This window comes from Thalassospira sp. (assembly GCF_040218635.1).
Lineage (GTDB): Bacteria > Pseudomonadota > Alphaproteobacteria > Rhodospirillales > Thalassospiraceae > Thalassospira.
Genome location: NZ_JAVJRB010000012.1, coordinates 260,980 through 285,841, shown reverse-complemented (window position 1 = coordinate 285,841; position 24,862 = coordinate 260,980). Strand labels below are relative to the sequence as shown.

General features: G+C 51.6%; 20 protein-coding genes and 2 tRNA genes. 8 read left to right on the top strand and 14 right to left on the bottom strand.

Annotated elements, in window-relative coordinates; all coding sequences use genetic code 11:
* Positions 1-56 precede the first annotated feature (56 nt).
* The 3 genes from RIC05_RS15215 to RIC05_RS15205 form a co-directional block, all read right to left on the bottom strand.
* The gene (locus tag RIC05_RS15215) at positions 57-1,070 is read right to left on the bottom strand and encodes a hypothetical protein (protein ID WP_350045533.1); all 1,014 of its coding nucleotides are present in this window, start codon (positions 1,068-1,070) and stop codon (positions 57-59) included.
* Positions 1,071-1,222: 152 nt separating this feature from the next.
* Positions 1,223-1,792 (bottom strand): type 2 periplasmic-binding domain-containing protein, encoded by a 570-nt coding sequence (locus RIC05_RS15210; RefSeq protein ID WP_350045532.1) that lies wholly within the window; start codon positions 1,790-1,792, stop codon positions 1,223-1,225.
* A gap of 151 nt (positions 1,793-1,943) precedes the next feature.
* Complete coding sequence (locus RIC05_RS15205) at positions 1,944-2,954, bottom strand: LysR family transcriptional regulator (protein ID WP_350045531.1); 1,011 nt, start codon at positions 2,952-2,954, stop codon at positions 1,944-1,946.
* 132 nt (positions 2,955-3,086) lie between these two features.
* Between RIC05_RS15205 and RIC05_RS15200 the strand changes: the two genes are divergently transcribed.
* Together RIC05_RS15200 and RIC05_RS15195 are read left to right on the top strand one after the other, a co-directional pair.
* Positions 3,087-4,397 (top strand): aspartate aminotransferase family protein, encoded by a 1,311-nt coding sequence (locus RIC05_RS15200; protein ID WP_350045530.1) that lies wholly within the window; start codon positions 3,087-3,089, stop codon positions 4,395-4,397.
* An 80-nt stretch (positions 4,398-4,477) separates the two neighbouring features.
* Complete coding sequence (locus RIC05_RS15195) at positions 4,478-4,786, top strand: Dabb family protein (RefSeq protein WP_350045529.1); 309 nt, start codon at positions 4,478-4,480, stop codon at positions 4,784-4,786.
* Between the two features lie 73 nt (positions 4,787-4,859).
* Here the strand turns inward: RIC05_RS15195 and RIC05_RS15190 are convergent.
* Together RIC05_RS15190 and RIC05_RS15185 are read right to left on the bottom strand one after the other, a co-directional pair.
* Positions 4,860-4,936 (bottom strand) — tRNA-Val (locus RIC05_RS15190).
* 16 nt (positions 4,937-4,952) lie between these two features.
* Positions 4,953-5,029, bottom strand: a tRNA-Val gene (locus tag RIC05_RS15185).
* Positions 5,030-5,288: 259 nt separating this feature from the next.
* Between RIC05_RS15185 and RIC05_RS15180 the strand changes: the two genes are divergently transcribed.
* Genes RIC05_RS15180 through RIC05_RS15170 form a run of 3 tightly spaced genes read left to right on the top strand, consistent with a single transcriptional unit; the run spans position 5,289 to position 7,250 of the window.
* Positions 5,289-6,158 carry an N-formylglutamate amidohydrolase gene (locus RIC05_RS15180; protein ID WP_350045528.1) on the top strand — a complete coding sequence of 290 codons (870 nt, stop codon included), beginning with the start codon at positions 5,289-5,291 and terminating at the stop codon, positions 6,156-6,158.
* Entirely contained in the window at positions 6,155-6,739 is a 585-nt protein-coding gene (locus RIC05_RS15175) for a GNAT family N-acetyltransferase (protein WP_350043457.1), read from the top strand. The genes RIC05_RS15180 and RIC05_RS15175 overlap by 4 nt, the downstream gene beginning before the upstream one ends.
* Positions 6,699-7,250 (top strand): hypothetical protein, encoded by a 552-nt coding sequence (locus RIC05_RS15170; protein WP_350045527.1) that lies wholly within the window; start codon positions 6,699-6,701, stop codon positions 7,248-7,250. Before RIC05_RS15175 ends, RIC05_RS15170 begins: the two co-directional genes overlap by 41 nt.
* Before the next feature lie 743 nt (positions 7,251-7,993).
* On the opposite strand, the gene RIC05_RS15165 is transcribed toward RIC05_RS15170, so the two are convergent.
* From RIC05_RS15165 to dgcN, 4 genes are all read right to left on the bottom strand, one after another.
* Positions 7,994-8,989, bottom strand: a complete 996-nt coding sequence (locus RIC05_RS15165) for a class I SAM-dependent methyltransferase (RefSeq protein ID WP_350045526.1) — start codon at positions 8,987-8,989, stop codon at positions 7,994-7,996.
* Positions 8,990-9,545: 556 nt separating this feature from the next.
* Positions 9,546-10,655 (bottom strand): GGDEF domain-containing protein, encoded by a 1,110-nt coding sequence (locus tag RIC05_RS15160; RefSeq protein ID WP_350045525.1) that lies wholly within the window; start codon positions 10,653-10,655, stop codon positions 9,546-9,548.
* Positions 10,656-11,117: 462 nt separating this feature from the next.
* Positions 11,118-12,098 (bottom strand): N-acetyl-D-Glu racemase DgcA, encoded by a 981-nt coding sequence (gene dgcA, locus RIC05_RS15155; RefSeq protein ID WP_350045524.1) that lies wholly within the window; start codon positions 12,096-12,098, stop codon positions 11,118-11,120.
* Position 12,099: 1 nt separating this feature from the next.
* The gene (gene dgcN, locus RIC05_RS15150) at positions 12,100-13,104 is read right to left on the bottom strand and encodes an N-acetyltransferase DgcN (RefSeq protein ID WP_350043452.1); all 1,005 of its coding nucleotides are present in this window, start codon (positions 13,102-13,104) and stop codon (positions 12,100-12,102) included.
* Positions 13,105-13,377: 273 nt separating this feature from the next.
* Between dgcN and RIC05_RS15145 the strand changes: the two genes are divergently transcribed.
* Together RIC05_RS15145 and RIC05_RS15140 are read left to right on the top strand one after the other, a co-directional pair.
* Positions 13,378-14,727, top strand: a complete 1,350-nt coding sequence (locus RIC05_RS15145) for a glutamine synthetase family protein (RefSeq protein WP_350043451.1) — start codon at positions 13,378-13,380, stop codon at positions 14,725-14,727.
* Between the two features lie 223 nt (positions 14,728-14,950).
* Positions 14,951-16,057 (top strand): polyamine ABC transporter substrate-binding protein, encoded by a 1,107-nt coding sequence (locus tag RIC05_RS15140; protein WP_350045523.1) that lies wholly within the window; start codon positions 14,951-14,953, stop codon positions 16,055-16,057.
* Positions 16,058-16,306: 249 nt separating this feature from the next.
* Here the strand turns inward: RIC05_RS15140 and serA are convergent, their stop codons facing one another.
* Positions 16,307-17,548: a phosphoglycerate dehydrogenase gene (serA, locus tag RIC05_RS15135; protein WP_350045521.1), complete on the bottom strand. Its 1,242-nt coding sequence runs from the start codon at positions 17,546-17,548 to the stop codon at positions 16,307-16,309.
* 255 nt (positions 17,549-17,803) lie between these two features.
* Between serA and RIC05_RS15130 the strand changes: the two genes are divergently transcribed.
* Positions 17,804-18,952, top strand: a complete 1,149-nt coding sequence (locus tag RIC05_RS15130; protein ID WP_350045520.1) for a GNAT family N-acetyltransferase — start codon at positions 17,804-17,806, stop codon at positions 18,950-18,952.
* 107 nt (positions 18,953-19,059) lie between these two features.
* On the opposite strand, the gene RIC05_RS15125 is transcribed toward RIC05_RS15130, so the two are convergent.
* The 4 genes from RIC05_RS15125 to clpA all read right to left on the bottom strand — a co-directional run bounded on the left by RIC05_RS15125 (position 19,060) and on the right by clpA (position 24,862).
* Positions 19,060-20,742: a methyl-accepting chemotaxis protein gene (locus RIC05_RS15125; RefSeq protein ID WP_350045519.1), complete on the bottom strand. Its 1,683-nt coding sequence runs from the start codon at positions 20,740-20,742 to the stop codon at positions 19,060-19,062.
* 11 nt (positions 20,743-20,753) lie between these two features.
* Positions 20,754-21,371, bottom strand: coding sequence for a hypothetical protein (locus RIC05_RS15120; RefSeq protein ID WP_350045518.1), 618 nt, complete (start codon positions 21,369-21,371; stop codon positions 20,754-20,756).
* 527 nt (positions 21,372-21,898) lie between these two features.
* Positions 21,899-22,438 carry a hypothetical protein gene (locus RIC05_RS15115; RefSeq protein WP_350045517.1) on the bottom strand — a complete coding sequence of 180 codons (540 nt, stop codon included), beginning with the start codon at positions 22,436-22,438 and terminating at the stop codon, positions 21,899-21,901.
* 105 nt (positions 22,439-22,543) lie between these two features.
* The gene (gene clpA / locus RIC05_RS15110; RefSeq protein WP_350045516.1) at positions 22,544-24,862 is read right to left on the bottom strand and encodes an ATP-dependent Clp protease ATP-binding subunit ClpA; all 2,319 of its coding nucleotides are present in this window, start codon (positions 24,860-24,862) and stop codon (positions 22,544-22,546) included.

The following is a 24,862-nucleotide window of genomic DNA, read 5'->3' as shown; positions in this document are numbered from 1 at the left end:
GTATTATAAAAAGGGGACTGTCCCCTTTTTAGTCCCCTTTTTCCGCGTCGAATTGATCATCCCAGTATTCGCTCTACGCCATCAAAGTTGAGAGTTCTATATAAACGCACAAATGGATGGCGTCTTGCCTCTTCTGGCATTTCGGAAACACGCTCATTCAGCGGATTGCGTTCAAGTAACTTTATAGATTTGATTAAAGCGTACGATAACTCAGAATAACTCAAGATCGTATTGCACAGAAACTCAACAAATTCAACGACAGGCAAAAGTCTAATCGGAGTCTCCTTATGCTCGACTTCGATAAGTGGCGGATTAACAGAACCATCTGGTTGCATCTGGAAATCGGTTAATACAAGTTGCTGTCCGGATTTGGGATGTTCACTACAATTTCTTACGTTTCTTACCAGAGACAAAAACTTTGCTTGTTCATCCCAGGCGCCGAGACAAGTATCTGTCATTTTTGGAAGGTTAGCTAAAGCCTCACGATATTCATGCCACATAGGCCTACCACTATGGTCCGGCAAAAAATGAATTCGATACAACTTCAAAATACAATCTTTCGTTTTATCCAGCTTCACCATAATACCGTGCAATTTTGTATTTAAGTCGGTAATAGATGGAATGTGGAAAGATTTAACCTTCTGTTTTCCCGAGCAGAATTTTTCTTCTTCTGAAGATATCTCTTCGACTAAACTCGCAACCATCGACCTTAATTCGATGTTGTGCTTGGTTAACTCAACGGTAACCTCAAACAGGTCGTCATGCAGTTGACTCGTTTGGGAATTGTTTTCGTGGAATAGCATCATCGCAGTCAGTAAAACTTTGCCGACAATCTCGTCACCATATCCTGCCGATATAACTTTTTGACTGAGGTTTGGAATATTCGGGTTGGTTCTCTCCGGATCAATATCGTCAGCTAGCTGAACAGAATAAACTGCCTGCTCAGTTAGCGTGTATAGACGATGGGACGTCGAAATAAGCTCTTTGATCCCAGACTTGTCATCATCACCCCCCACCTCTAATGAGAAGGCTGCTTCACGCTGCCGATCTATTTCGCGTTTTTCCCGCATCCTTACCGACCCTAAACATTTTCCGACCGACCAAACCGAACTCAGTCTAACGGTTATTTACCACGACGCTCAACGATATTGATCGGCACCGATGCCCTCCAAGCACTAACAAAAAAGGCATAGCTAGATCACCTGACATGCTGTCTGAAGTTCTACAAAAATGGCAGCATCTTGCTGATGTGATCAGCAAACGCGTCGGTGGCGGGGGTTGGGTTGAATTCTGATTTAACCACGCGCAGGCCAAGTTTGGGCAGCGGCGGCAGCGGGGATTTCAGGATGAACAGGTCGCTTGGCACCGCCTTTTGCATCATCACACTGATGGCAAGGCCGGAGCGCGTGACGGCGATCAGACCGGCAAGGCTGTTGCTGGCATAGGCGATTTGATAGGGCAATCCGGCGGCCTGCATGGCATCGCGGGCCGATCTGTGGTCGATGGCATTGGCGGCGGGCAAGGCCAGCGGGATTGGGGCGGATGGGGCGGATGGGGCGGACGAGATGGATCGTGCGGATGGCCGGTTCTTGGTGTCGGTGTTGGCGTTGCTGTTGTTTTCCCCTGCCCCGTTCAGGGTGATGTTTTTGCCGAAATCATGAAGCTCCAGCGTTGGTTTACTGCCGACCCAGGCGAGTTGTTCGGTTCGGATGGTATCGCCGCCGGGTGTTGTGTTGGGCGCCCTACCGGAAATCGTGGCGGGTGTGATATCCGGGGTGGAAACCAGCGCCATATCGATCTGGCGCGCATGCGGAAAAGGGGGACAGATTTATTTATCTAGTTTTCTGGGGTCTGATCCTTGTAAGCAATAACACCCGTGAATTCGAGCGCATCGAGGGATTACGTCTGGAAAACTGGGTTTTGGGTTTTCCCCCTGATTCACCTCACAAAAACGGCAGCATCTTGCTGATGTGATCCGCGAAGGCATCTGTAGCGGGGGTCGGGTTGAATTCTGATTTGACCACGCGCAGGCCGAGTTTTGGCAAGGGTGGCAGCGGGGATTTCAGGATGAACAGGTCGCTTGGCACCGCCTTTTGCATCATCACACTGATCGCGAGGCCGGAACGCGTGACGGCGATCAGACCCGCGAGGCTGTTGCTGGCATAAGCGATTTGGTGGGGCAATCCGGCGGCCTGCATGGCGTCGCGGGCCGATCTGTGGTCGATAGCGTTGGCGGCGGGCAAGGCCAGCGGGATCGGGGCAGACGGGGCGGACGAGATGGATCGTGCAGATGGCCGGTTCTTGGTGTTGGTGTTGGTGTCGGTATTGATGTTGGCGTTGCCGTTGGTTTCCCCTGCCCCGTTCAGGGTGATGTTTTTGCCGAAATCATGAAGCTCCAGCGTTGGTTTACTGCCGACCCAGGCGAGTTGTTCGGTTCGGATGGTGTCGCTGCCAGATGTTGTGTTGGGTGTCCTGCCGGGAGCCGTGGCGGGTGTGATATCCGGGGTGGAGACCAGCGCCATATCGATCTGGCGCGCATGCAGAAGTTTTTGCAATTCCGGGGTCGGGGCGGAAACCACCTTGATCTCGACATCGGGATAGATCGAGCCGAAACTTTTGAGCAAGGCCGGGAAAAACGCGATCAGGTAATCTTCGGGGCAGCCAAACGTGATCGCACCGCGCAGGCCCTGATCCGAAAAGCTTGAGATCGCATCATCATGCAGGCGCAAAATGCGTTCGGCATAGCCCAGAAAACGATCCCCCGCCCCCGTAAGCCTGACCCCGCTGCCCGAGCGGTGAAACAGGGTTTGGCCAAGGGCGTCTTCAAGGCGCTGTATCTGCATGGTCACAGTCGACTGGGTGCGCCCGACCTGAATGGCCGCAGCACTTAGCGTTCCGGCATGGGCGGCACGGACAAAGGTTGTCAGAAGTTTGAGATCAAGCAGGGCCTGCATGGTGTCTTTCCGTCGCACGTGGATATCAATTTTTCCAATACCGGAATGTCAGCATTATCAATTTTACCGCTTTCGCGCCACAAGATAGGCTTTGGGTCTGTTTATCGACACACGCATGCATGGGGGCCCGTCATGTCAAACAACACCGATCCGAAATTCTGGAAAGCTGCGCAAGACCATCTGATCCGTTATGGCAGTCCGTTTGATCCGGCGATTATCGAACGGGCAAAGGGATCGTTTGTTTATGATGCCGACGGGCGCGCGATCCTTGATTTCACATCCGGGCAGATGTCGGCGGTTTTGGGCCACGGGCATCCGCGCATTGTCGAAACCGTGCAAAGACAGGTTGAAACCGTCGCCCATCTGTTTAGCAGCATGCTGACCCGCCCGGTGGTGGATCTGGCGCAACGGTTGGCGGAACTGGCACCGGGACTGGAAAAGGTGTTGTTGCTGTCGACCGGTGCCGAAAGCAATGAAGCCGCCATTCGCATGGCCAAGCTTGTGACTGGCAAGCATGAAATCGTGGCGTTTTCCAAAAGCTGGCACGGGATGACCGGGGTGGCGGCATCGGCAACCTATAGTGCCGGGCGTAAGGGATATGGCCCGGCCGCGGTTGGATCCTTTGCCATTCCGGCCCCGAATGCCTTTCGCCCGCGGTTCAAACATGCCGACGGGTCGCTTGATTGGCAGACCGAACTTGATGATGCCTTTGAGCTGGTCGACAACCAGTCGACCGGCAATCTTGCCGCCTTTGTCGCCGAGCCGATTTTATCAAGCGGCGGGATTTTGGAACTGCCCAAGGGGTATCTGGCAGCGCTTAAGAAGAAATGCGAAGAACGCGGGATGCTTTTGATTTTGGATGAAGCCCAAACCGGGATTGGCCGCACCGGCCATATGTTTGCGTTTCAGCGGTACGGGGTAACACCCGATATCCTGACCTTATCCAAAACCATCGGGGCGGGATTGCCGTTATCGGCCGTGATGACCACGCCTGCCATCGAAGAAGCCGCCTATGAAAAGGGCTTTTTGTTTTACACCACCCATGTGTCCGATCCCCTGCCCGCTGCGGTTGGTTTGACCGTGCTGGATGTGGTGCGCGATGAAAATCTGGTCGCACGCGCCGGTCAGATGGGCGCACAGCTTTTTGACGGGCTATCACAGCTTAAGGATCAATATGACTGTGTCGGCGATGTGCGCGGGCGCGGGTTGCTTCTGGGCATGGAAATCATCAAGCCAACCGGCAACCGCGAACCCGATCACGACATGGGGGCCGCGATCATGGCCGAGGCATTTAAACGCGGGCTTAGCATGAATATCGTCAAGATGCCGGGCATGGGCGGCGTGTTTCGCATTGCCCCGCCGCTTACGATCAAGGCCGAGGAGCTTGATCAGGGTGTCTCGATCATCGGCGATGCGATCAAGGCCTGTATGCAGGGTCGCTAACCGGCACGGGATATGTTGACAGGGCATCCGGAACGAACGAGAAATCAGGCATTGTTCCTTATTCAAACAAAGGCCCGACCATGATCCGTCATATCGTTCTGTTCAAAGTACAACCGACTGTCGAACAAACCACCATTGATGCCCTGTTTACCAAGCTTGCCGATCTTGGCAGTGCCATCCCCGGCATGCGGGGCTTTGACGGCGGCGCGTCAGTCAGCCCGGAAGGCCTTGAGCAAGGTTTTGCGCATGGTTTTTCAATCGATTTCGATGACGAAGCCGCCCGCGATGCCTATCTTGAACACCCGACCCACAAAGAACTGGGTGGCCAGTTGGTCGGATTGCTTGAAGGTGGCATTAGCGGGTTGGTGGTGTTTGATTTGGCGATGTGATCCGACACGCCTTATTCGCAGCCATTCCGTTTAGACACACAAAACCCCGCACGGTGAACCGGCGGGGCGGGAATGGTGGGCCTAACAAGACTCGAACTTGTGACCTCTCGCATGTCAAGCGAACGCTCTAACCAACTGAGCTATAGGCCCCTATGTGTGGAAAAGATGGTGGGCCTAACAAGACTCGAACTTGTGACCTCTCGCATGTCAAGCGAACGCTCTAACCAACTGAGCTATAGGCCCGCAAATCCATCTTTCAAAGACCGCCCCTTCCGGGTAAGAAGGAATGGCCCGTGCCGTTTGCGTCGGCGAGGCGGTATTTAGCCCAAGGCAGACAAAGGCGCAACCCCAGAAATGGTTTTTTGACAAAAAATCTTCATCAATTCTGCTGCAATTCCCATATGCTAGAAGAGCATGCGGCATCGAATTTGACGTGATATGCTTTTGAAAGATCGCGGGATAATCAAAGACACCGTCAACAGGGATGGACGTTACCAAGACAATGAACCAGTTGCCTTCGGAAATCGCCTCTAGCGGGCCTGCCACCGTTATCCTGCCAGCGCGGCAAACATTGCCCGTGGTGTTTGCATCCCCGCATTCAGGGCGGCAATACCCGCAAGACCTGATTAAGAGTGCGCGCATCGGATCGTTTGAGCTGCGCGCATCCGAAGATGCCTTTGTTGATCAACTGTTTACCGCCGCACCGAAACTGGGCGCGCCGCTTTTATGTGCGACCTTCCCGCGCGCCTATGTTGATGTGAACCGGGCGGCGTTCGAGCTTGATCCACGGATGTTTGTCGGCGACCTTCCCAGCAATGCCGAGGTGAATTCCATGCGCGCGCTTTCGGGGCTTGGCTCCATCCCGCGTGTGGTCAGTGGCGGGGTCGAGATTTATAAAACCCGCCTGCCCGTCGAAGAAGCGTTCGAGCGGATTGAAACCTATTACCGGCCCTATCACAGCGCCTTGCAGAAACTGGTTGATCAAACCCGGGCCGAATTTGGCTACTGCATTCTGATTGATTGCCATTCCATGCCCGGTGATTCGGTCGACAGCACGAAAAACCGCGTTGATCTGGTGCTTGGCGATTGCTATGGAAGTTCCTGCCACCCGTCATTGACGCGGTTTGTGGATGAACGTGTTCGGGGCCTGGGTTTTCACCCGGCGCACAATGATCCATATGCCGGGGGGTATTGCACACGCCATTACGGTCGCCCGCAAGAACATGTGCACAGCCTTCAGATCGAGCTTTCTCGATCCCTGTATATGGATGAAACCACGATCACGCCGCATCGCGGATTTGATGTCCTGCGCGATCAGATGACCAATCTGATTTCGTCCTTCCATGATCTCGACGGGAACCCGTTCTCATGACCACCGCGACCGATACCGATGCGAACCTTGCGCTTGTCAATCTTGTCATTCGCGATGCCGAACCCGAAGATTTCGAGCGGGTCACAGAAATTTATGGCCACCATGTTTTGCATGGCCTGGCATCTTTTGAAGAACGTGCGCCAGAAATCGCCGAACTGACCACGCGCTGGCAGCATGTGCGCGAACGCGGATTGCCTTATCTGGTCGCGGAAATTGACGGCCGGGTCGAAGGTTTTGCCTATGCCGGGGCATACCGTACCCGCCCGGCTTATCGCTTTACCGTCGAAGACACGATCTATATCGCGCCCGACGTTGTTGGCAAGGGCGCGGGCCGTGCGCTTTTGTCTGAACTGATCAAACGCTGTACCGCCCTTGGTTATCGTCAGATGGTTGCGGTGATCGGGGATTCGGCCAATGTGGCCTCGATCGGGCTGCATGCCCGTCTTGGCTTCCGGGTTGCCGGAACATTGCAGTCCGCAGGCTTTAAACTTGGCCGCTGGGTCGATAGCGTGATCATGCAGCGCGGGCTTGGCGATGGTGATGGCAATTCCCCGGACGGCGATCCAACGCGCGAGAAATAGACGCGCAACAGACCAGACCAATCAAGATAAGGCGCTTTCGCAGTACAACATTCTGCGAAAGCGCCTTTTTCTTGGCGACTTGCAGTTATCACATGCCCTGATGATAGACTGCGCTTACAGAAACCATCAGAAATACGGATTTATGCAAGTTGATCAGCAACACCTACCCGGTGCCCCGCGTCAGTTTGGGTACGGCAAGCCTTGGGCGTTTCTTCTTATTATCGCCGCCGGCATTGCCTATTACGATCTCGTACTCAATAGCTGGGACTGGCGGGATGACGTGAACTGCGCCGCCTTTTACACATGGTCACCACAAGATGCGACGGCGCAAGACAACGCGAGCACCCGCATTGCCCGTGCACTCGAAAGTGCATCAGAGAACCATCACCCCCCAAGCGAAGTGACCCTTCGCCGCCAAGTGCGCCAAATCACCGAAGAACTTAAAAGCCCGACCCTGTCGCGCTCTGATAGAGAAGACCGGCTTGCTGATTTGAAAGAGAGTTGTGATTGATCTGATTTCGGCTTTCACCCCGCAATGCACAAACTGTTACATTCAACGAAGTCGATCAACCAGCTGGTTAGTTTCCCGCACACCCAAACAACCCAAACCCTTGAATTTAGGCAAAAAAGAAGGCCGCCTGTGACAGCGGCCCAAGTCTAGGGAGGAAACGTCCAAGAAACGAGCGACTAGTCGCTCGCCGGAATGCGCTACGTCCTACCGCAGCGCACAAATGGACATTACCCATTTGATGGCGAGGACGCAATAGCTTTTTGACTATTTTTTTATCAAAAATATTAATGCGTGTTTTTTAATCATAATTTCATCGAAATGCCCCTGAAACGCCTTCAATTTTCTCAGATAGCGGTTATTTTTTGACCATCGAAGAAAAGGAAATGTTCGAAAGGACGGAGAGAATCGAACAGAACGTGGTCAGGAAAGCCACATTTGCACCCTCCGATTCTGCCCTTACTTCGCATCGAGCAAGAAAAAAGGGGTCAAAGATAGCGACGAGGCTCTCAGTTGTTGGACTAGGGACGCCATGGCGAGCATAGCTAATCCTCCGCCCCTACGCAAAATGGAAACCTCAACTTAAAGAGACACAACATCCTATGCTGCATACAACACCGACCGTCATTAACATCAGGTACTTAAGATAATTCGAACAAGCAAAATGGAGCTCAATCAAAGGCTAATAGCCACAATTGAACTCACTATACTTTTCAAAACCTTACCAAGAAGAAATCTGCAAAATTCTAGATGCCGTCAAGCGAAGTCGCATCGGCATTTTTTTGCAGTATCATATTGAAACTACCGCCACCGAAAGCCAACAACTCGGATAGACGCCACCGGTCATCTTGGGACAGCTTCTCGTACGATCCAGACCACAGCTCAGGAACAAGCTGAGGATGCTCGCGTCCATGGCCAATCATCTTGACGATCTTCAAGCCCGCACCATCAACCAGCTCAAGGACTTCAGAGACGTTGTAAGCTTTTTCACATGGATTACAAAAATGGTCTATCCAAGGAGCGCTTGGCTTGTCATATCGCACGGTCCATCCAGGAGACCAAGAGTAACCTTTTAGCCGGCGAACAATGTTCCGTAGCTTGTTTCGTGGCATCATGAGTATTTCAATCAGCGGCTTCTGAACAAACGACTTTAGCCAATGTTTTTCACGGTGCTTCATGAGCGCATCGTATATCTCAAACCGCCTTTCTACATTCGTCAGATCAGGCTCAAATATGTTTAGAATTTCCTTTACATCGAACCGCCCACTATCCAACCGTGATCCATACAGATGCACAAACAGGTAGCCGTCATCAGAGAGTGACTGAGCAACATTTTTCAGAGCTGCCACAGGCTTCTCACAATGGTGGATAGTTCCAAGCGCAGAAATAATATCAAACGTACCTTCGAATGGAATATTTTCGGCGTAGTTACCCTTTTCAAGTGTCAGATTTTGAACACCGTGCCTTTTAGATAAATCGCCACAAACACTCAACGATGGCCCCGAGAGATCTGTACCATAGCATTTCCAATGCGGAAACTTTTTAGCTACACCAACGAGATAGTGCCCGGTACCGCATCCAACATCTAAAAACCTCAAATTACTATTTCTATCAACTTCTTCTGACAGAGCATTCCAGTATATGTCCATTGACTTCAAGTTAGCACCCAAATCCGGGTACGGAGCACACTCATACATTGACTGTATTTTTTTCGCCCCACCTTTGGTCGCTTGATCTTGCATCTCGCTGCCTACAATAAAATTAAAAACTTTTAATCCGGTTTAACATTTTAGCCATCTGAATCAATCAGCATTATCGCCCAATCATTTTCAGATGCCTTATTCCCCGCAAGCAACCTCTATCAAATTAGAGACTTGCTTTAACGTTTCACGGCTATGGGATATGACTGCTATCTAAACCTCCAGAAAGTGATGCTTTTTTAGCGGCACACTAGCATTCCTTTGCAGTTAGAAAAACATACAGCTTAGGATCAACTTTTTGAGACAACCTAAAGAATACTATGGTTGTGTAGCATCCTCAGAGAACGTGCTGGCGGGCAATATATGAGTTATTGGTGATGCAACAGGCAAGCAAAAGAACTCCGACTTAACATCAGAAAATGGCTCATAGTAGATACTAAGCGGAAAGTCTCTTTACTATCTGCAGTCTAGGATCCTCGGATCTCTCTACGATTATGCTTGCGACGTCATCTATCCATTGGCACTTGCGACAACAGCGAAGCTGAAAGCCTGCTCGCCGCCATTCAGCTCACTTCATGTCAAAACAGCTCTATGGAAGCTAGTTAGCACTTTGATCCACAGACCGAACACTAGAACCGGAGGGTGTGGATGCCTTGCTTCGCTTTGCCGGGGCATAGCGGCCCGAGAGGCCATCGGCAATCATGTCATCATGATCCCGGCGTTTTTTGGCGTCATACATCCGACGGTCGGCTAGTTCAATCAGGTTCTGTGGCAAGGCAATGGCGTCTTCCAGACGTTCGGACAAGCCGACACTTGCCTTTTGCACCTGCCCGCTTTCAAGTTTGGCCAAGCCCGGCGCCATGACACGTTCAAGGACTTCTTGTGCCCTATACATATCCAGTTCAGGCAGCAGGATCAGGAATTCTTCCCCACCCCAACGGACAACAAGGTCCGAGCGACGGAACCTGTTCATCAGACTGTCGCCGACTTCGCCCAATATGCGATCGCCATAATCATGACCATAGCGATCATTGATCTGCTTGAAATCATCAAGATCAATGAATGCAACCGTAAAAGGCGCCTTTTTGCGCACGGCACTGTCAAAGGTCACCTTGATCATTTCCATGCCAAACGCGCGGGTATAGCACCCGGTGAGCGGATCAATTGCGACTTCATGCGCAGCTGTAATAGTCCGATAAAGCTGAACAAGGGCGGAAAATACCGCGAGCGGCACCAAAACAGCCAACAGCATTTCAAGCGGGATCATGCCGGTTGCCAAGCCACCCTGCCCGCCAACAATGACAAGCGCAAGGATCGGCAGCGAGAGTATTCCGGCCTCGACCAATGTTACGGGCATGATCGCGATCATGACCACAATCCCCAGCATCAGGAAACTATGCGTGGAATGCATTTTCTCCGTCGCCAGCGGATCATTGCCGCCAAAGACACAGAGCAAACATGCCGCAACGATCAGCATCAACATAGGGAGATAGGGGAAATGACGGCGCCACCGCGCACTGACTGCCCGGTTGGTAATGACAACCACCGCGACTGCGGCGACCAGCGCACGCATCACAAAGGTCTGCGAGGACATCATATCAGCGGCGATTACACCATCCCAGAACGGGGTAATCGCCAACAAGATCAAAACGAACAAAGCTGCAAAACGCGCGGAAAGCTGAATCGACTCCTTACGCCGAAGATGCATCAATTCCGCATGCCTTGGCGTGTAAAGGAAGTCTCGATAGCAACATCGCAAAGGTCCAGCGATGCGCTTACTATCTCTGAAAGGGCCAGATAGCACGCAGAACAGCTCCAACTTCAATCTTTTCAGGAGCCTATCAGCCCCGGGACTTGGGTATCATCGTTCCCTTATTTAACCAAAGATACAACTATCCATTAGAGGTGGGAACGCCAAAGGAACTGCCGCTTTGGGGCCTTTTCTCCCCACACTGCCACACCAATCCATTGATAAATAAACACAAAATTAACAATTTGATAGATTTTGACCGAGGTTAAAAAAGTTAAACTTTTTTGCATTCCGGAAACCAGTTGCGGACTTCGCCCCACCCCGTGGTTACAAATGAAAACGCCGCGTCGAAAAATCAACGCGGCGTTCATGCATTTCAGGTCATCACACGGACAGCCTGTGAGATTTCAAAAGCCGGGATCAGCCCCAAAGTTCACGATCGGGCAAGCCCATGACACCGTGATCAAAGCTCAGCCCATGTTCACGGTCCTTGGCCATCCAGATCGGGCCATCCAGATCGACAATGCGTGACATGGCACCGGTAATCATGGCCGGGGCCATCGCAAGCGACGTTCCCACCATGCAGCCGGTCATAATCTGCATACCGGCCTTGGAGGCTGCTTCTGCAAGCTCAAGCGCGCCTGTCAGACCACCGGTCTTATCCAGCTTGATATTGATCATGTCATACAGATTGGCCAGACGCGGAATGTCGGCAATCGTATGAACAGATTCGTCCGCACACAGCAAAACCGGGCAGTCGATATTGATCAAACCGTCATCCTGCCCGGCCGGCAGCGGCTGTTCGATCATTTCAACGCCAAGCGCGTCAAGTTCGGCACCGATATCTTCAAGCAGTTCAAGCGACCAGGCTTCGTTGGCATCAACAATGATGCGGGCCTTGGGCGAACCTTCACGGACGGCACGCACCGATTCGAGAACGTTTTCGCCGTTCAGTTTGACCTTCAGCAACGGCGCATGGGCAATTTTGCGTGCAGCTTCACGCATTTTGTCCGGCGTATCGATGCTGAGCGTTTCGGCTGTGACCAAACCTTCTGGTGCTTTATGCCCGATCATTTCCCAAACACGACGGCCGGTGCGCTTGGCTTCCATATCCCAATATGCACAGTCAACAGCATTGCGGGCTGCCCCTGCTTTCATGGCATCTTGAAGTTCCTTGCGCGTCATGCCGTGATCAAGCGCGTCTGCCTGCGCATTGATGTCGGCAATCACACCATCGACGGTTTCACCATACCGGGCATAGGGAACGCATTCCCCATAGCCGGTAAATTCGCCATCAGACAGCGTCACCTTGACCACATGTGCCTCGGTCCGTGCCCCGCGCGAGATTTTAAAAACCTGCGCTAAGGGGAAAACCTCGGAAATCACATTGAGTTTGGGCAACTTAAATCTCCTGCAGCTTGTCAACGATGGACACAACGCCGGTACGAACCGGATCAACCGCCGGCAGACCGAATTCTGCTTCGATGTCAGCCAGAAGTTTGGTTGCTGCTGCGTCGTCAAGCGACTTGGTGTTGATCGCAAAGCCGACAACCACGCAATTCGGGTTGGTCAGTTTGGCGTGTTGCAAGTTAACGTCCATGCAGGTTTTCAGATCCGGCAATTTATAACCCGGAAGACCGCGCATATGTTCACGGGTCGGTTCGTGACAAATCACAAGCGCATCAGGCTGCGATCCGTGGATCAGGCCCATCGTCACACCCGAGAAGGATGCATGGAACAGGCTGCCCTGCCCTTCGATCACGTCCCAGTGGTCCGGATCATTTGCCGGTGCAATGGTTTCAACCGCACCCGAAATGAAGTCCGAGATCACCGCATCAACCGAAATACCTTGGCCGACGATGAAAATACCGGTCTGGCCGGTGGCGCGGAAATCAGATTTCATGCCGCGTTTTTTCATTTCCGCATCAATCGCCAGGGTGGTGTACATTTTACCAACCGAGCAATCGGTACCGACAGCAAGAACACGCTTACCAGAACGCTTTTCGCCATTCCCAACCGGAACCTTGCCATCGAAATGACGGACGTCAAACAGGCTGACACCCTTGGCAGAAGCAGCTTCGACCAGTTCGGGAATCGTGGAAAGGCGGGTATGCAGGCCGTTGGCAATATCCATTCCGGCATTGATTGCCGCGAGAAGGGTTTCCATCCATGCCGGGCCAATGATGCCACCACGGTTGGCAACGCCAAGCACAAGCGTCTTGACACCTGCTGCCTTTGCCTCGGCAATCGACATTTCCTGCAAGCCAAGATCAGCCTTACAGCCCGGAAGGCTCAGCTGTCCAACGCACCATTCAGGGCGCCATTGCTTGATACCAAGTGCGGTTTTTGCAGCCAGCTCATCCGGCGCATCACCAAGAAACATAAGATATGGATGTGCGATTTTCATAATACCTCCTTGACCAGCGTCCAGACGCTACCCTTATAATAATCTGGAGCGACTATAGCGCAATATGGTGGAAGCGTTCCAGAGATATGAATTGATATCTTCGACAATACCCACAATAATTCGTCTATAATTCGACAAATTGAAATAAAGACAAAATTAAATACAAAACTCTTCGAAGACCAACATCCTTTCTTGCGAAATTTGCCGGGAATGGCCCGAAAAACGCAAGAAAATGCAATTTTGAAGGACTGGCGTGAAAGCGCCCGACTACATATGAGCACCGATCTCAAGAAGTGGCTATCTGAGCGAAAAATCGAAGAAGTCGAATGCATTGTACCGGACATGTCAGGGGTCGCCCGTGGCAAGGTTCTGCCAACGCAGAAATTCCTACGTGGGCTGGAGGCCAAAAGCCTTGCCATCCCGGAGGCCATTTTCTGCCTGACTGTCACTGGCGGATACCCGGAAGAAACCGATGCATTCCTTGATCCTGCGGAGAAAGACGTCGTCATGGTTCCCGACCCGGAAACCATTCGCGTCGTGCCCTGGTATGAAGAGCCGACAGCACAGATCATCTGCGACTGTTTTCACTTCTCGGGCGAAGAGGTTTCGATCTCTCCGCGCGGTGTTCTTAAACGTGTTCTGAGGGCCTTTGAAGAACGCGGCATGAAGCCAATTATCGCACCGGAACTTGAATTTTATCTGGTGGCGAAAAACACCGATCCTGACAACCCGCTAGAGCCGCCAATTGGCCGTTCGGGACGCCCGGAACGCGCATCAAATGCGTTTGGAATCGATGCGATCAACGAATTCGATCCGTTGATTGAAGACCTGTATGACTATTGCGAAGCCATGGATATCGACGCCGATACCATGAGCCACGAATCCGGCCCGGCCCAGCTTGAAATGAACTTCAACCATGGCGCACCGCTTGAACTGGCCGATCAGGCATTTTTGTTCAAGCGCACATTGCGTGAAACCGCGCTCAAGCACGGCGTCTATGGCACGTTTATGGCCAAACCGATGGGCAACCATCCGGGAAGCTCGATGCATATTCACCAGAGTCTTCTCGACATCACAACCGGCAAGAACCTGTTTGCCGATGATGATGGTGAAAACTCGAAAATGTTCCTGAACTATATTGGCGGCCTGCAACGTTACCTTCCCGCCGCCATGCCGCTTTTGGCGCCGAACCTGAACAGTTATCGCCGTTTGCAGCCTTGGTCGGATGCCCCGATCAACATGCATTGGTCACTTGATAACCGAACCGTGGGCCTGCGTCAGCCAAACGGCCCGCCCGCAGCACGCCGCATTGAAAACCGCCTGCCGGGGGCGGATGCCAACCCGTATTTGGCGGTTGCGGCATCGCTTGCCTGTGGATTGCTTGGCATTATCGAGGAAATCGACCCGACCGCCCCGATCGAAGGATCGGGCTATGACCGGGCGCATTCCCTACCGCGTCACATTCACGAAGCCTTGGCGAAATTCCATCGCTGCAAACCGCTTAAAGAACTGTTGGGCGACGAATTCTCGGCCGCTGTTGTTGCGGTTAAAGAGGCCGAATGGGATGCCTATCAAACCGTGATCAGTGCATGGGAACGCGAGCATCTTTTGCTCAACGTTTAAAATCAGTGATCGAACTTTGCGCCGGGAGATCGCGCCCGGCGCAAGATTATTGCATTGCTTATGCCTAAATTTTCACATGATGCGAAAAATGCACAATTTTCCATCTTGTGTTTGACAATATCCTGATCCATTCAAAGGATATTAGAAGTGCCCTTGGTCTTGGGGGAACCAAACAACAAGACCATCAAACTTTCAAACGCTGCCACATGGGAGGCTCAGCGAAATGAAATCTCTTCTTAAAACTTCAAGCATGATTGTGCTTGCAACAGCCGTTTCCGGCTTTGCCTTTGGCGCATCCGCACAGGAAGTTCTCAACGTCTATAACTGGTCTGATTATATCGGCGAAGAAACCGTTGCGAACTTTGAAAAAGAATATGGCGTAAAGGTCAATTATGACGTTTACGACAGCAACCAGTTGGTTGAAGCCAAGCTGCTGGCGGGTAATTCCGGCTATGACATCGTGGTTCCGACCCTTGCAGATGCAGAACGCCTGATCCGGGCCAAGCTGTTCCAGCCGATTGATAAATCAAAGCTGTCGAACTATGGCAACCTTGATCCGGTAATCCTGCAGCAGCAGGCAAAATACGATCCCGACAACACCTATGCAGTGCCTTATCTTTGGGGCACCAACGGTTTTGGCTATAACGTTGCCAAAGTCCAGGAAACACTTGGCGATGACGCACCGATAGATAGTTGGTCGCTTGTTTTCGATCCGAAATATGCCGAACCGCTTTCGAAATGCGGACTGACGATGCTGGATGATCCGGGCGAGATCGCTCCGCTTGTGAACTTCTATCTTGGGAATTCACCAGATGGTCCGCCGACCAAGGAAACCATCGAATCGGCGATGGGCCAACTTGGAAAAGTCCGTCCGTTCATCACCTATTTCCACAGCTCGCAATACATCAACGACCTTGCCAATGGTAACGTCTGTGTATCTATCGGGTGGTCCGGTGATGTCGGTCAGGCAGCCCTTCGCGCAGAAGAAGCCAGCAATGGCAACGAAATCAAATATGTGATCCCGAAAGAAGGTACGCTGATCTGGTTTGATGCGATGATGATCCCGGAAGATGCACCGAACCCTGATCTGGCTCACAAATTTATCGATTACGTCCTACGTGCAGATGTTGGTGCGGATCTGGCAAACTATGTTGAATATGCCAGCCCGAACGAAGCTGCCATGGAGTTCATCGACGAAGGTCTGAAATCTGATCCGGGCGTTTACCCGACCCAAGAAGTCAAAGAACGTCTGCGTTCAAAAGTCGAGCCGGAATCGCGCGATCTGCGGACCCGCACCCGCATGTGGACCAAACTTAAAACCGGTCAGTAAGGCATATTCAACGATCATAGTGGGTTAACCCAACTTATTAAGTTGACGGAGTTTCAAAAAGCCAGCGGACATCATCCGCTGGCTTTTTAATAAACGCTTTCTGGTGATTACGTTACGTAGCACATTGTGGCTCCACACCACGCTCGAATTAGAAACTTCCTGTCAAAGAGAATGTAAAATTATTAAGGCCGGGCACCTTCTGGCTCGCGCCCCTTCATTTGTTTGGTCCGCTATTTTAATCAGATCGGATTAGAACAGGAAGCGGACACGGAGTGTCCCTTCGATGGCAGCGAGTTCTTTGCGAACACCCGCACCCGGTTTGATTTCTTCGTCGACTTCGACAACCACATAGCCAACGCCACCTTCGGAACGAAGATACTGGCCGCTGATATTCACACCACGGCGGGCAAACACGTCGTTTATTTTCAACAGAACGCCCGGAATATTGCGGTGAATATGCATAAAGCGCGTATGGCTGCGATCCTTGACCGGAAGCGAGACTTCCGGGAAGTTCACAGCACCCAAGGTCGAGCCATTATCGGAATACGTGATCAGCTTGTCAGCGACCTCAACCCCGATATTTTCCTGCGCTTCCTGGGTTGAACCACCAATATGCGGGGTCAGGATGACGTTGCTCATGCCGCGAAGCGGGCTTTCGAACATTTCATCCTTACCCGCAGGTTCGACCGGGAATACATCAAGTGCAGCCCCTGCAAGATGTCCGCTTTCAAGGGCGGCTGCCAGATGATCAATCACAATGACATTGCCACGTGCTGCATTCACAAGATGCGCGCCGGGCTTCATCTTGGCGATTTCAACCTTGGTGATCATATTTTTGGTCTGCTCATTGGCAGGAACATGCAGCGAAACCACGTCAGACTTCGCAAGCAATTCATCCATCGAAGAACAGGTCGTTGCATTGCCCATCGCAAGCTTGTTGATGACGTCATAATAAATGACATTCATGCCAAGCGATTCAGCAAGAACCGAAAGCTGCGTCCCGATATGGCCATAGCCAATGATACCCAGCGTCTTGCCACGTGCTTCATAAGAACCCTTGGCATTTTTCAGCCAACCGCCATCATGGGCCGCCGCATTACGCTGCGGGATACCACGAAGCAACATGATGACCTGCCCCAGCACCAGTTCGGCAACCGAACGGGTGTTGGAATATGGTGCGTTAAACACCGGTATGCCGCGCATTGCAGCAGCCGTCAGATCAACCTGATTGGTCCCGATACAGAAGCACCCGATAGAGGTCAGCTTGGGCGCCGCGTCAATCACTTCTTCGGTTAGTTTGGTGCGAGAACGGATGCCCAGAAAGTGCGCATCGGAGACAACGGACTTCAATTCGTCCGCGTCGAGCGCAGCAGGGTAATGGTCGACATTAGAGTAGCCGGCCTCTTTGAACATCTTTACAGCGTTTTCATGGATACCTTCGAGCAGGACGATCTTGATCTTGTCCTTCTCCAACGAAAGCTTGCTGTTCACGGCGCACCATCCTTTTTTTTTCGCGAGGGGCGACACGGGATAATCCCGAGCCGTTTGTCAGACCGTTCCATAACGGCCTGTGGCCCAATGAAATAGGACCTTGAAGCGCGTCCGTCAAAGGCTTTCCCTTGCGTAAATATGCATTGCCCCTATCTTCTGAACGCATATACCGGCTAATGCGTACAAAAACAAAGGCCCCAAAAGGGTTAAGCACTGTTCCAAGACCCGTATCGGATCGAATCAGGGGATCGAATTTTGCCTGCTGAAATAAAAACCGTGACCGACATCCACCAAGTCGGACAAGTCGACTGGGATAAATGTGCAGGTTCGGACAATCCGTTTGTCAGCTTTGCCTTTCTATCGGCCATGGAAGATAGCGGCTCAACAACGGCCCAAACTGGCTGGCAACCGTTTCATCTGGTACTGAGCGATGAGAACGGCACTATATCGGGCATTGTCCCGCTTTACGTCAAAGCCCATTCATATGGTGAATATGTTTTTGACTGGAACTGGGCAGAGGCCTATCAGCGGGCCGGCGGGAAATATTACCCAAAACTGCAATCTTCCGTGCCCTTTTCCCCTGTTCCTGGCCCGCGTCTGTTGGTTGCCCCCGATCATCCTGATCCCGATAGCATTCGCCGTATCCTGATCAATGGTTTGGCGGCATTGCCCGAACAACTTGGCATTGCCACACTGCATGTTACCTTTTGCAGCGAGGGTGAAAGTCAACTTATGGAAGATGCCGGGTTTCTGCGCCGGACCGGCATTCAATACCATTGGCATAATCGCGGTTATCAAAGCTTTGATGATTTTCTCGGTGCGCTGAATTCACGTAAACGCAAAAACCTGCGCAAAGAACGCAAACAGGTTCTTGAAGCCGGCTACAGGTTTGAGGCCCTGCGCGGGGATGACCTTAAACCCCATCACTGGGACCGGTTTTACCATTTCTATCACGACACATCGGATCGCAAATGGGGGCAGGCTTATCTGACCCGTGAGTTCTTTGAACTGCTCCATGAACGGTTGCGCGATCGCACGGTTCTGGTTGCGGCATTTCACGATGATGACATGGTTGCAGGTGCATTGAACCTGATCGGGTCAGAGACGCTTTACGGACGGAACTGGGGCACAATGGACCGCGCCCCGCTTCTGCATTTTGAAACCTGTTATTATCAGGCAATTGATATTGCAATCGAACATGGTTTGAAAACGGTGGAGGCCGGTGCGCAAGGTGAACATAAAATCCAGCGCGGATATGAGCCGGTGATAACCCATTCCGCCCACATGATTAACGATCCCGGCCTGAAACGTGCCGTTGCGCAATTCCTGCGTCAGGAACAAAACCATATCGCGCAGGATCGTGATTTTATCCTGGCCGAACACAGCCCCTATCGTCAGGAGTAAAGCAGCGGTCTACTGCCGGGGATATGACGCAACGCCGCACATAAGACTCGCACATAAGGAAAAGGCGCGGTTTTGACACCGCGCCTTTGGAGAAAATCCGCTTCTGATCAGACGGTACGTACGTCATCCAGGAAGCCGTTTACATGCGTGCGAAGCTCATCATTGGCCGCGGCCAATTTGCCAACACTGTCAAGCTGACCATTGGAAAGATCACCGCTTTCAGTTGTTGCATCGGCAACGTTTTTCACAGCACTGGAAATGGCGTTATTGCCATTCGCAGCCCCTTCGACACTGCGTGAAATTTCTTCTGTCGCAGCCCCTTGTTCTTCAACCGCACTGGCAACAACCGACATCAATTCATCGATCTTATGAATGGTATCGGCAAAGCCATGAACGGCCTCGGACGCGGCACCGGTTTCACTTTGCATCTCTGAAATTTTGGCGGTGATTTGCTCCGTCGCCTTCACCGTCTGGGATGCAAGGTTTTTCACTTCATTGGCAACCACGGCAAAGCCTTTACCTGCTTCACCAGCACGGGCGGACTCAATGGTTGCGTTCAAGGCCAGAAGATTGGTCTGATCGGCGATATCACTGATCAGATTGACAACCTCGCCAACACTTTGGGCGGCTTCGTTAAGCTTCTCGACACGCTCATTGGTGCGTTCAGTTTCCTCAACGGCCATTTGTGTAATTTCGGTAATGCGGGCAATCTGCGACGAGATTTCAGAAATCGATGCTGAAAGCTGTGCTGTTGCCGATGCAACCGTTTCAATGTTGGCAGAAGATTCATGGGCCTGTTCGGCCACGTTCTGAGCATCCTGATTTGCCCGTACGGCGTGCGAACTCAATGTCTCGGATGCAGAACGAACTTCATCAAGGGCCACTTTCACCGAATTCAAAACATCCTGAATTTTCTCATCGAAACCAGCCGTTATAACGCCCATACGCTTGCCACGTTCAACCTGCCGTTCAGCTTCAAGCTTTTCCTGCTCTGCCATACGGGCCCGTTCACGCGCATTTTCACGGAAAACTTCAAGCGATTTGGCCATGGCACCGACTTCGTCAGAGCGCTTCATATCAAGGGTTTCTATATCAAGATTGCCCGATGCAAGGCTGCCCATAGCTTCGGTCATTTTGCGGATCGGGGTTGCAATCATGCGCGACAGGGTGCCACCAAACAAGGCAGCCATCGCAATCAACAACGCAACACCAATGCCAAGTGTGACCTGAAAAATTCTCATTGCCTGAGCAACCTGATTTTCAACATCCAGCACCCGTTCATCAATGTTTTTGGCAAGTTGGCTTGCAATCATACTTACGCGATCAGAAAGCTCGCGAGGCTCACCCGATGCTTCAATTGCACGCGCATGGTTCACCGTAAGATAGTGATGCATCAGTTTCGCCTGCTCAGCTGCGATTTCTTCCCAGCGATCAATCGCGCCATCCATTTCGTCGATCAGACTGGCAACATCCGGGCCGATGGCTCCGTAGGTTCTAAGGACATCTGTACGAATGTCGATTTCCTCAAGTGACTTCTGATAACTTAGAAGCCCTGCACGATCGCCGGTGGTCAGGAAATAAATCAGTTCCTGACGGGCCATAAGATAAGAACGATCAAGATTGCGATAATCACGTTCAAATTCTGAAAGGTAGTCGCGCTGCTCGTTCGCACCTTGTACTTTCATCGTCGAAAACATGCCCGCTGCCGCGACCATCAGGATTACCGCGATCATCACAGCAAAACAGGTTGTCAGCTTTGCAGGAATGGAAAGGTTTTTGAAGAAGTTCATGGCTTTTCTCCCTACTGACTGCTGCGACGTGCAAGCTCATTCAGATTGACTTCAATGGTCACCGCACCGATGGGCTGACGTTCTTCGTTGCTCATGGTCATATTGAGCTGCGAACGCCACGTATCGGATTCTTCGTTATATTCTGCTTCGTCAATAAAAACGGCGTCAGGACCATTGGGATAGGTATTCTGGAACTTTGCTTCATCGCCTTGCCAGAAATCTGATGTGATTGAACTTTGCCCAACATTCAGTCCGGCAGCATCCATCACGAATATCTCGGCAAACAACCCACCTGATCGCGCTTGGACTTGTGTCAGGTAACTGGAAAGCGGGTTTGTCAGAATGGCGGCAACAAGGGGCTGGTCTTCCGCTTCTCGTTCGGCACGCCATTGCAAATCGGCAGCATCGATCTCATCCTGCGTCATATCTTTTCGAAGTTTGTTCTGTGAGGTTATCGACAGACCAACAACCGGATTTTTCAACCACTCGCGAACATCTTTGATCATCGCATCGGTAATAAGAACATTCGGATCACCCGGAAGCTCTGACTTTGCTGTCGCGACGAACGATGAGCCCAATAGCGTTGCAACAACAACGCCCCCAAAAATCATACTTTTCTTAGATATCATTAGCTTGCCTCCCAGACGTTATCATCCCGAGGATAAATATCACTAAACTAAAGTATAGATATCTATACTAAAGAATTCATCTTGCTACAACTTAATTTAGAAATGGTGACCAATATCAGACACAAAAGGCTACTTTCCACATTTGTGATATGTGGATTGCGAGCGCATCGACAAGAGCGCCATCGTAAATCTTTGAAAATCAGGCAAGAAAAAAGCGGCGGAAAAACCGCCGCTGAGTTTGGTTGGGACACGAGCAAACTGCAGAAGATTACGTTGTTCCAGGCGCATAGTGCGCCCCTGCAAAGAACAACTGTCCGACATCACCTAAGCAGGAAGCGTGCCAACTTTTGTTTTTTGTCAAAACCCCACTTTTTGGGGGGATTGGTTCTCTCCGATTCCTGCCCTTTTGGACAGGATCAAGACATCTTTGCATTTCAAAATGCAAAGATTGCAAAATGCGACTATATTTCTTTGCATTTTGCAAAGACGCTTCAACAAGGGTCCAAAACAAGGAGATCATCCTAGTCTCATTTGGCGCGCTTTTTCTTTCGCGTACCAAAATTCAAAAGGGCTGGCGCTTTCTCGATAATTTCCTGAAGGATTGATTTTGCACGATCAAGGTCGTCGCGCGCGGTCCCGTCAAGCTGACTGATATAGCGTGGATCAGAGATCATCCGCTCTGCCTCATACAGCGTCCGCAACTCGCTTTGGAACATCTCACGCGCCCCAAGCGGCAAGTTCTCTTTCCCACTCATCACATGGAAAAACTTCAAACTGGTTTTGATCACGATCTTAAGCATCACGACCTGAAGTTTATGAAACTGCTCTTCAAGCTCTTCTTTCTTAGGATGCTTTTCCAGCTTGTTCAGGCGCTCCATAATCACCAGAGACAGCGCTTTGAAGTTATCAACCTCTTCGCGGAACGGTCTATATCCGGTGATGTCGGAGTTTTCCGCACGCTTTTCAAGATCATTGGCCAACGCAACCAGCTTACGCGCACGCAACTCTAGCCGGGACAGGAATTCCTCGACTTCATTTCTAAATTTTCTTTGTGCAGCTTGGCTCATTGTACTTTGGCATTCTTTATAAAACGGCGCCCGGGGATCACTTCCCCGGGCCCCAATCTAAACTGCCAATGATTAACAACATCTCCAGACCAGAGAACTGATTTATCAATCAGCCATCTCCGGGTTCTTTTTTTGCTGTTTCTTTCCACCTTCATCCTCCGGATAACGGAAAATGACGGCATCATCTTCGATGTCGACCAGAACAGCCCCACCTTTGGACAATTTGCCAAACAGAAGCTCTTCGGCCAGCGGTTTTTTAACATGTTCCTGAATGACACGACCAAGCGGACGTGCACCAAACGCAATGTCATAGCCCCGCTCGCCAAGCCACGTCCGGGCGGCTTCGGTAAGTTCAATCGAAACGTTGCGGTCAGCAAGCTGCACTTCAAGCTGCAAGATGAACTTGTCGACAACCATCTTGACCACTTCCGGTTTCAGATTAGCGAACGGAACAACCGCATCCAGACGGTTGCGGAACTCCGGCGAGAAGGTGCGTTTTATCGCCTCTTCATCTTCGCCGATACGCATTTCGCGCTTAAAACCAATTGGTGGCTTGGCCATGTCCGAAGCACCGGCATTGGTCGTCATGACCAAGACGACATTCCGGAAATCAACTGTCTTGCCATTATTGTCGGTCAACTTGCCGTGATCCATAACCTGAAGAAGGATATTGAACAGGTCCGGATGGGCCTTTTCGATTTCATCAAGCAGCACAACGGCGTGCGGATGCTGATCGACGGAATCGGTTAACAACCCACCCTGATCAAAACCGACATAGCCCGGTGGCGCACCGATCAAGCGTGAAACGCTGTGACGTTCCATATATTCAGACATATCAAACCGGATGAACTCAATACCCATCACAGTCGCGAGCTGTTTGGTGACCTCGGTCTTACCAACCCCGGTCGGGCCGGAGAACAGGTAGCTGCCGATTGGCTTTTCAGGCTCCCGCAGCCCTGCACGTGCCAGTTTAATTGCACTGGCAACCGATTCAATTGCCTTGTCCTGACCAAACACGACAGTCTTGAGATCACGCTCCAGATTGGCCAATGCCTTACGGTCGTCGGTCGAAACCGATTTTGGCGGGATGCGGGCAATCTTCGCGACGATTTCCTCGACATCACGTTTACTTACTGTGCGCTTGCGTTTGCTCGGCGCAACAAGCATCCTTGACGCACCGACTTCGTCAATGACATCAATCGCACTATCAGGGCGCTTGCGGTCATTAATATATCGTGATGCAAGCTCAACCGCTGAACGAATGGCCTCGTTGGTGTATTTGACCTTGTGATGGTCTTCGTAATACGGCTTCAGACCTTTGAGAATCTTGACGGTATCTTCTTCAGAAGGCTCATCAACATCGATTTTCTGGAAACGACGTACAAGCGCACGGTCTTTTTCAAAATGACCGCGGAATTCCTTGTAGGTTGTCGACCCAATGCACCGCAAGGAACCGCTTGCCAAGGCAGGTTTGAGCAAATTGGACGCATCCATTGCCCCGCCGGATGTGGCCCCCGCGCCAATAACAGTGTGAATTTCGTCAATGAATAGGACAGCACCGTCATATTCTTCGAGTTCCTTGACGACCGCTTTCAGGCGTTCTTCAAAGTCACCGCGATAACGGGTACCCGCCAGCAATGCGCCCATATCAAGGGCAAAGATCGTTGCATCGGCCAGAACTTCTGGCACATCGCCATCATTGATCCGGCGCGCCAGACCTTCGGCGATGGCCGTTTTACCGACCCCCGGATCCCCCACATAAAGAGGGTTATTTTTGGTACGACGGCACAGGACCTGAATGGTTCGGTCAATTTCGCTTTGACGGCCGATCAGCGGGTCAATTTTACCCTTCTGTGCTTTGGCGTTCAGGTTCACGCAATATGCTTTAAGCGCCTCGCCTTCTGCCGGTCCGGTTTCTTCGCCTTCTGGTGGCATGCCCGAAACCGGTTCTTCGTCAGCACCACGTGGAATGCGACGCTCATTGAGCTCGGTCGCTTTGGCAATGCCGTGGGAAATATAATTGACTGCATCAAGACGGGTCATGTCCTGAAGTTGCAGGTAATAAACCGCGTGCGATTCCCGTTCAGAGAACAACGCAACCAGCACATTTGCACCCGTGACTTCTTCGCGACCAGACGACTGGACATGAATGGCGGCACGCTGAATGACGCGCTGGAAGCCAGCGGTTGGCTTCGGATCAATCAACCGCGCACTGATCAGACCGGAAAGTTCGCTGTCAGCGAACTCCAAAAGGTCTGAGCGCAACCGGTCAACATCCACCCGACAGGCTTTAAGCACTGCAAGCGCGTCCTGATCTTCGGTCAGTGACAAAAGAAGATGTTCAAGAGTGGCATATTCGTGACGGCGCTCTGACGCATATGCGAGCGCACGGTGCAGGCTTTCCTCAAGATTGCGCGATAACAT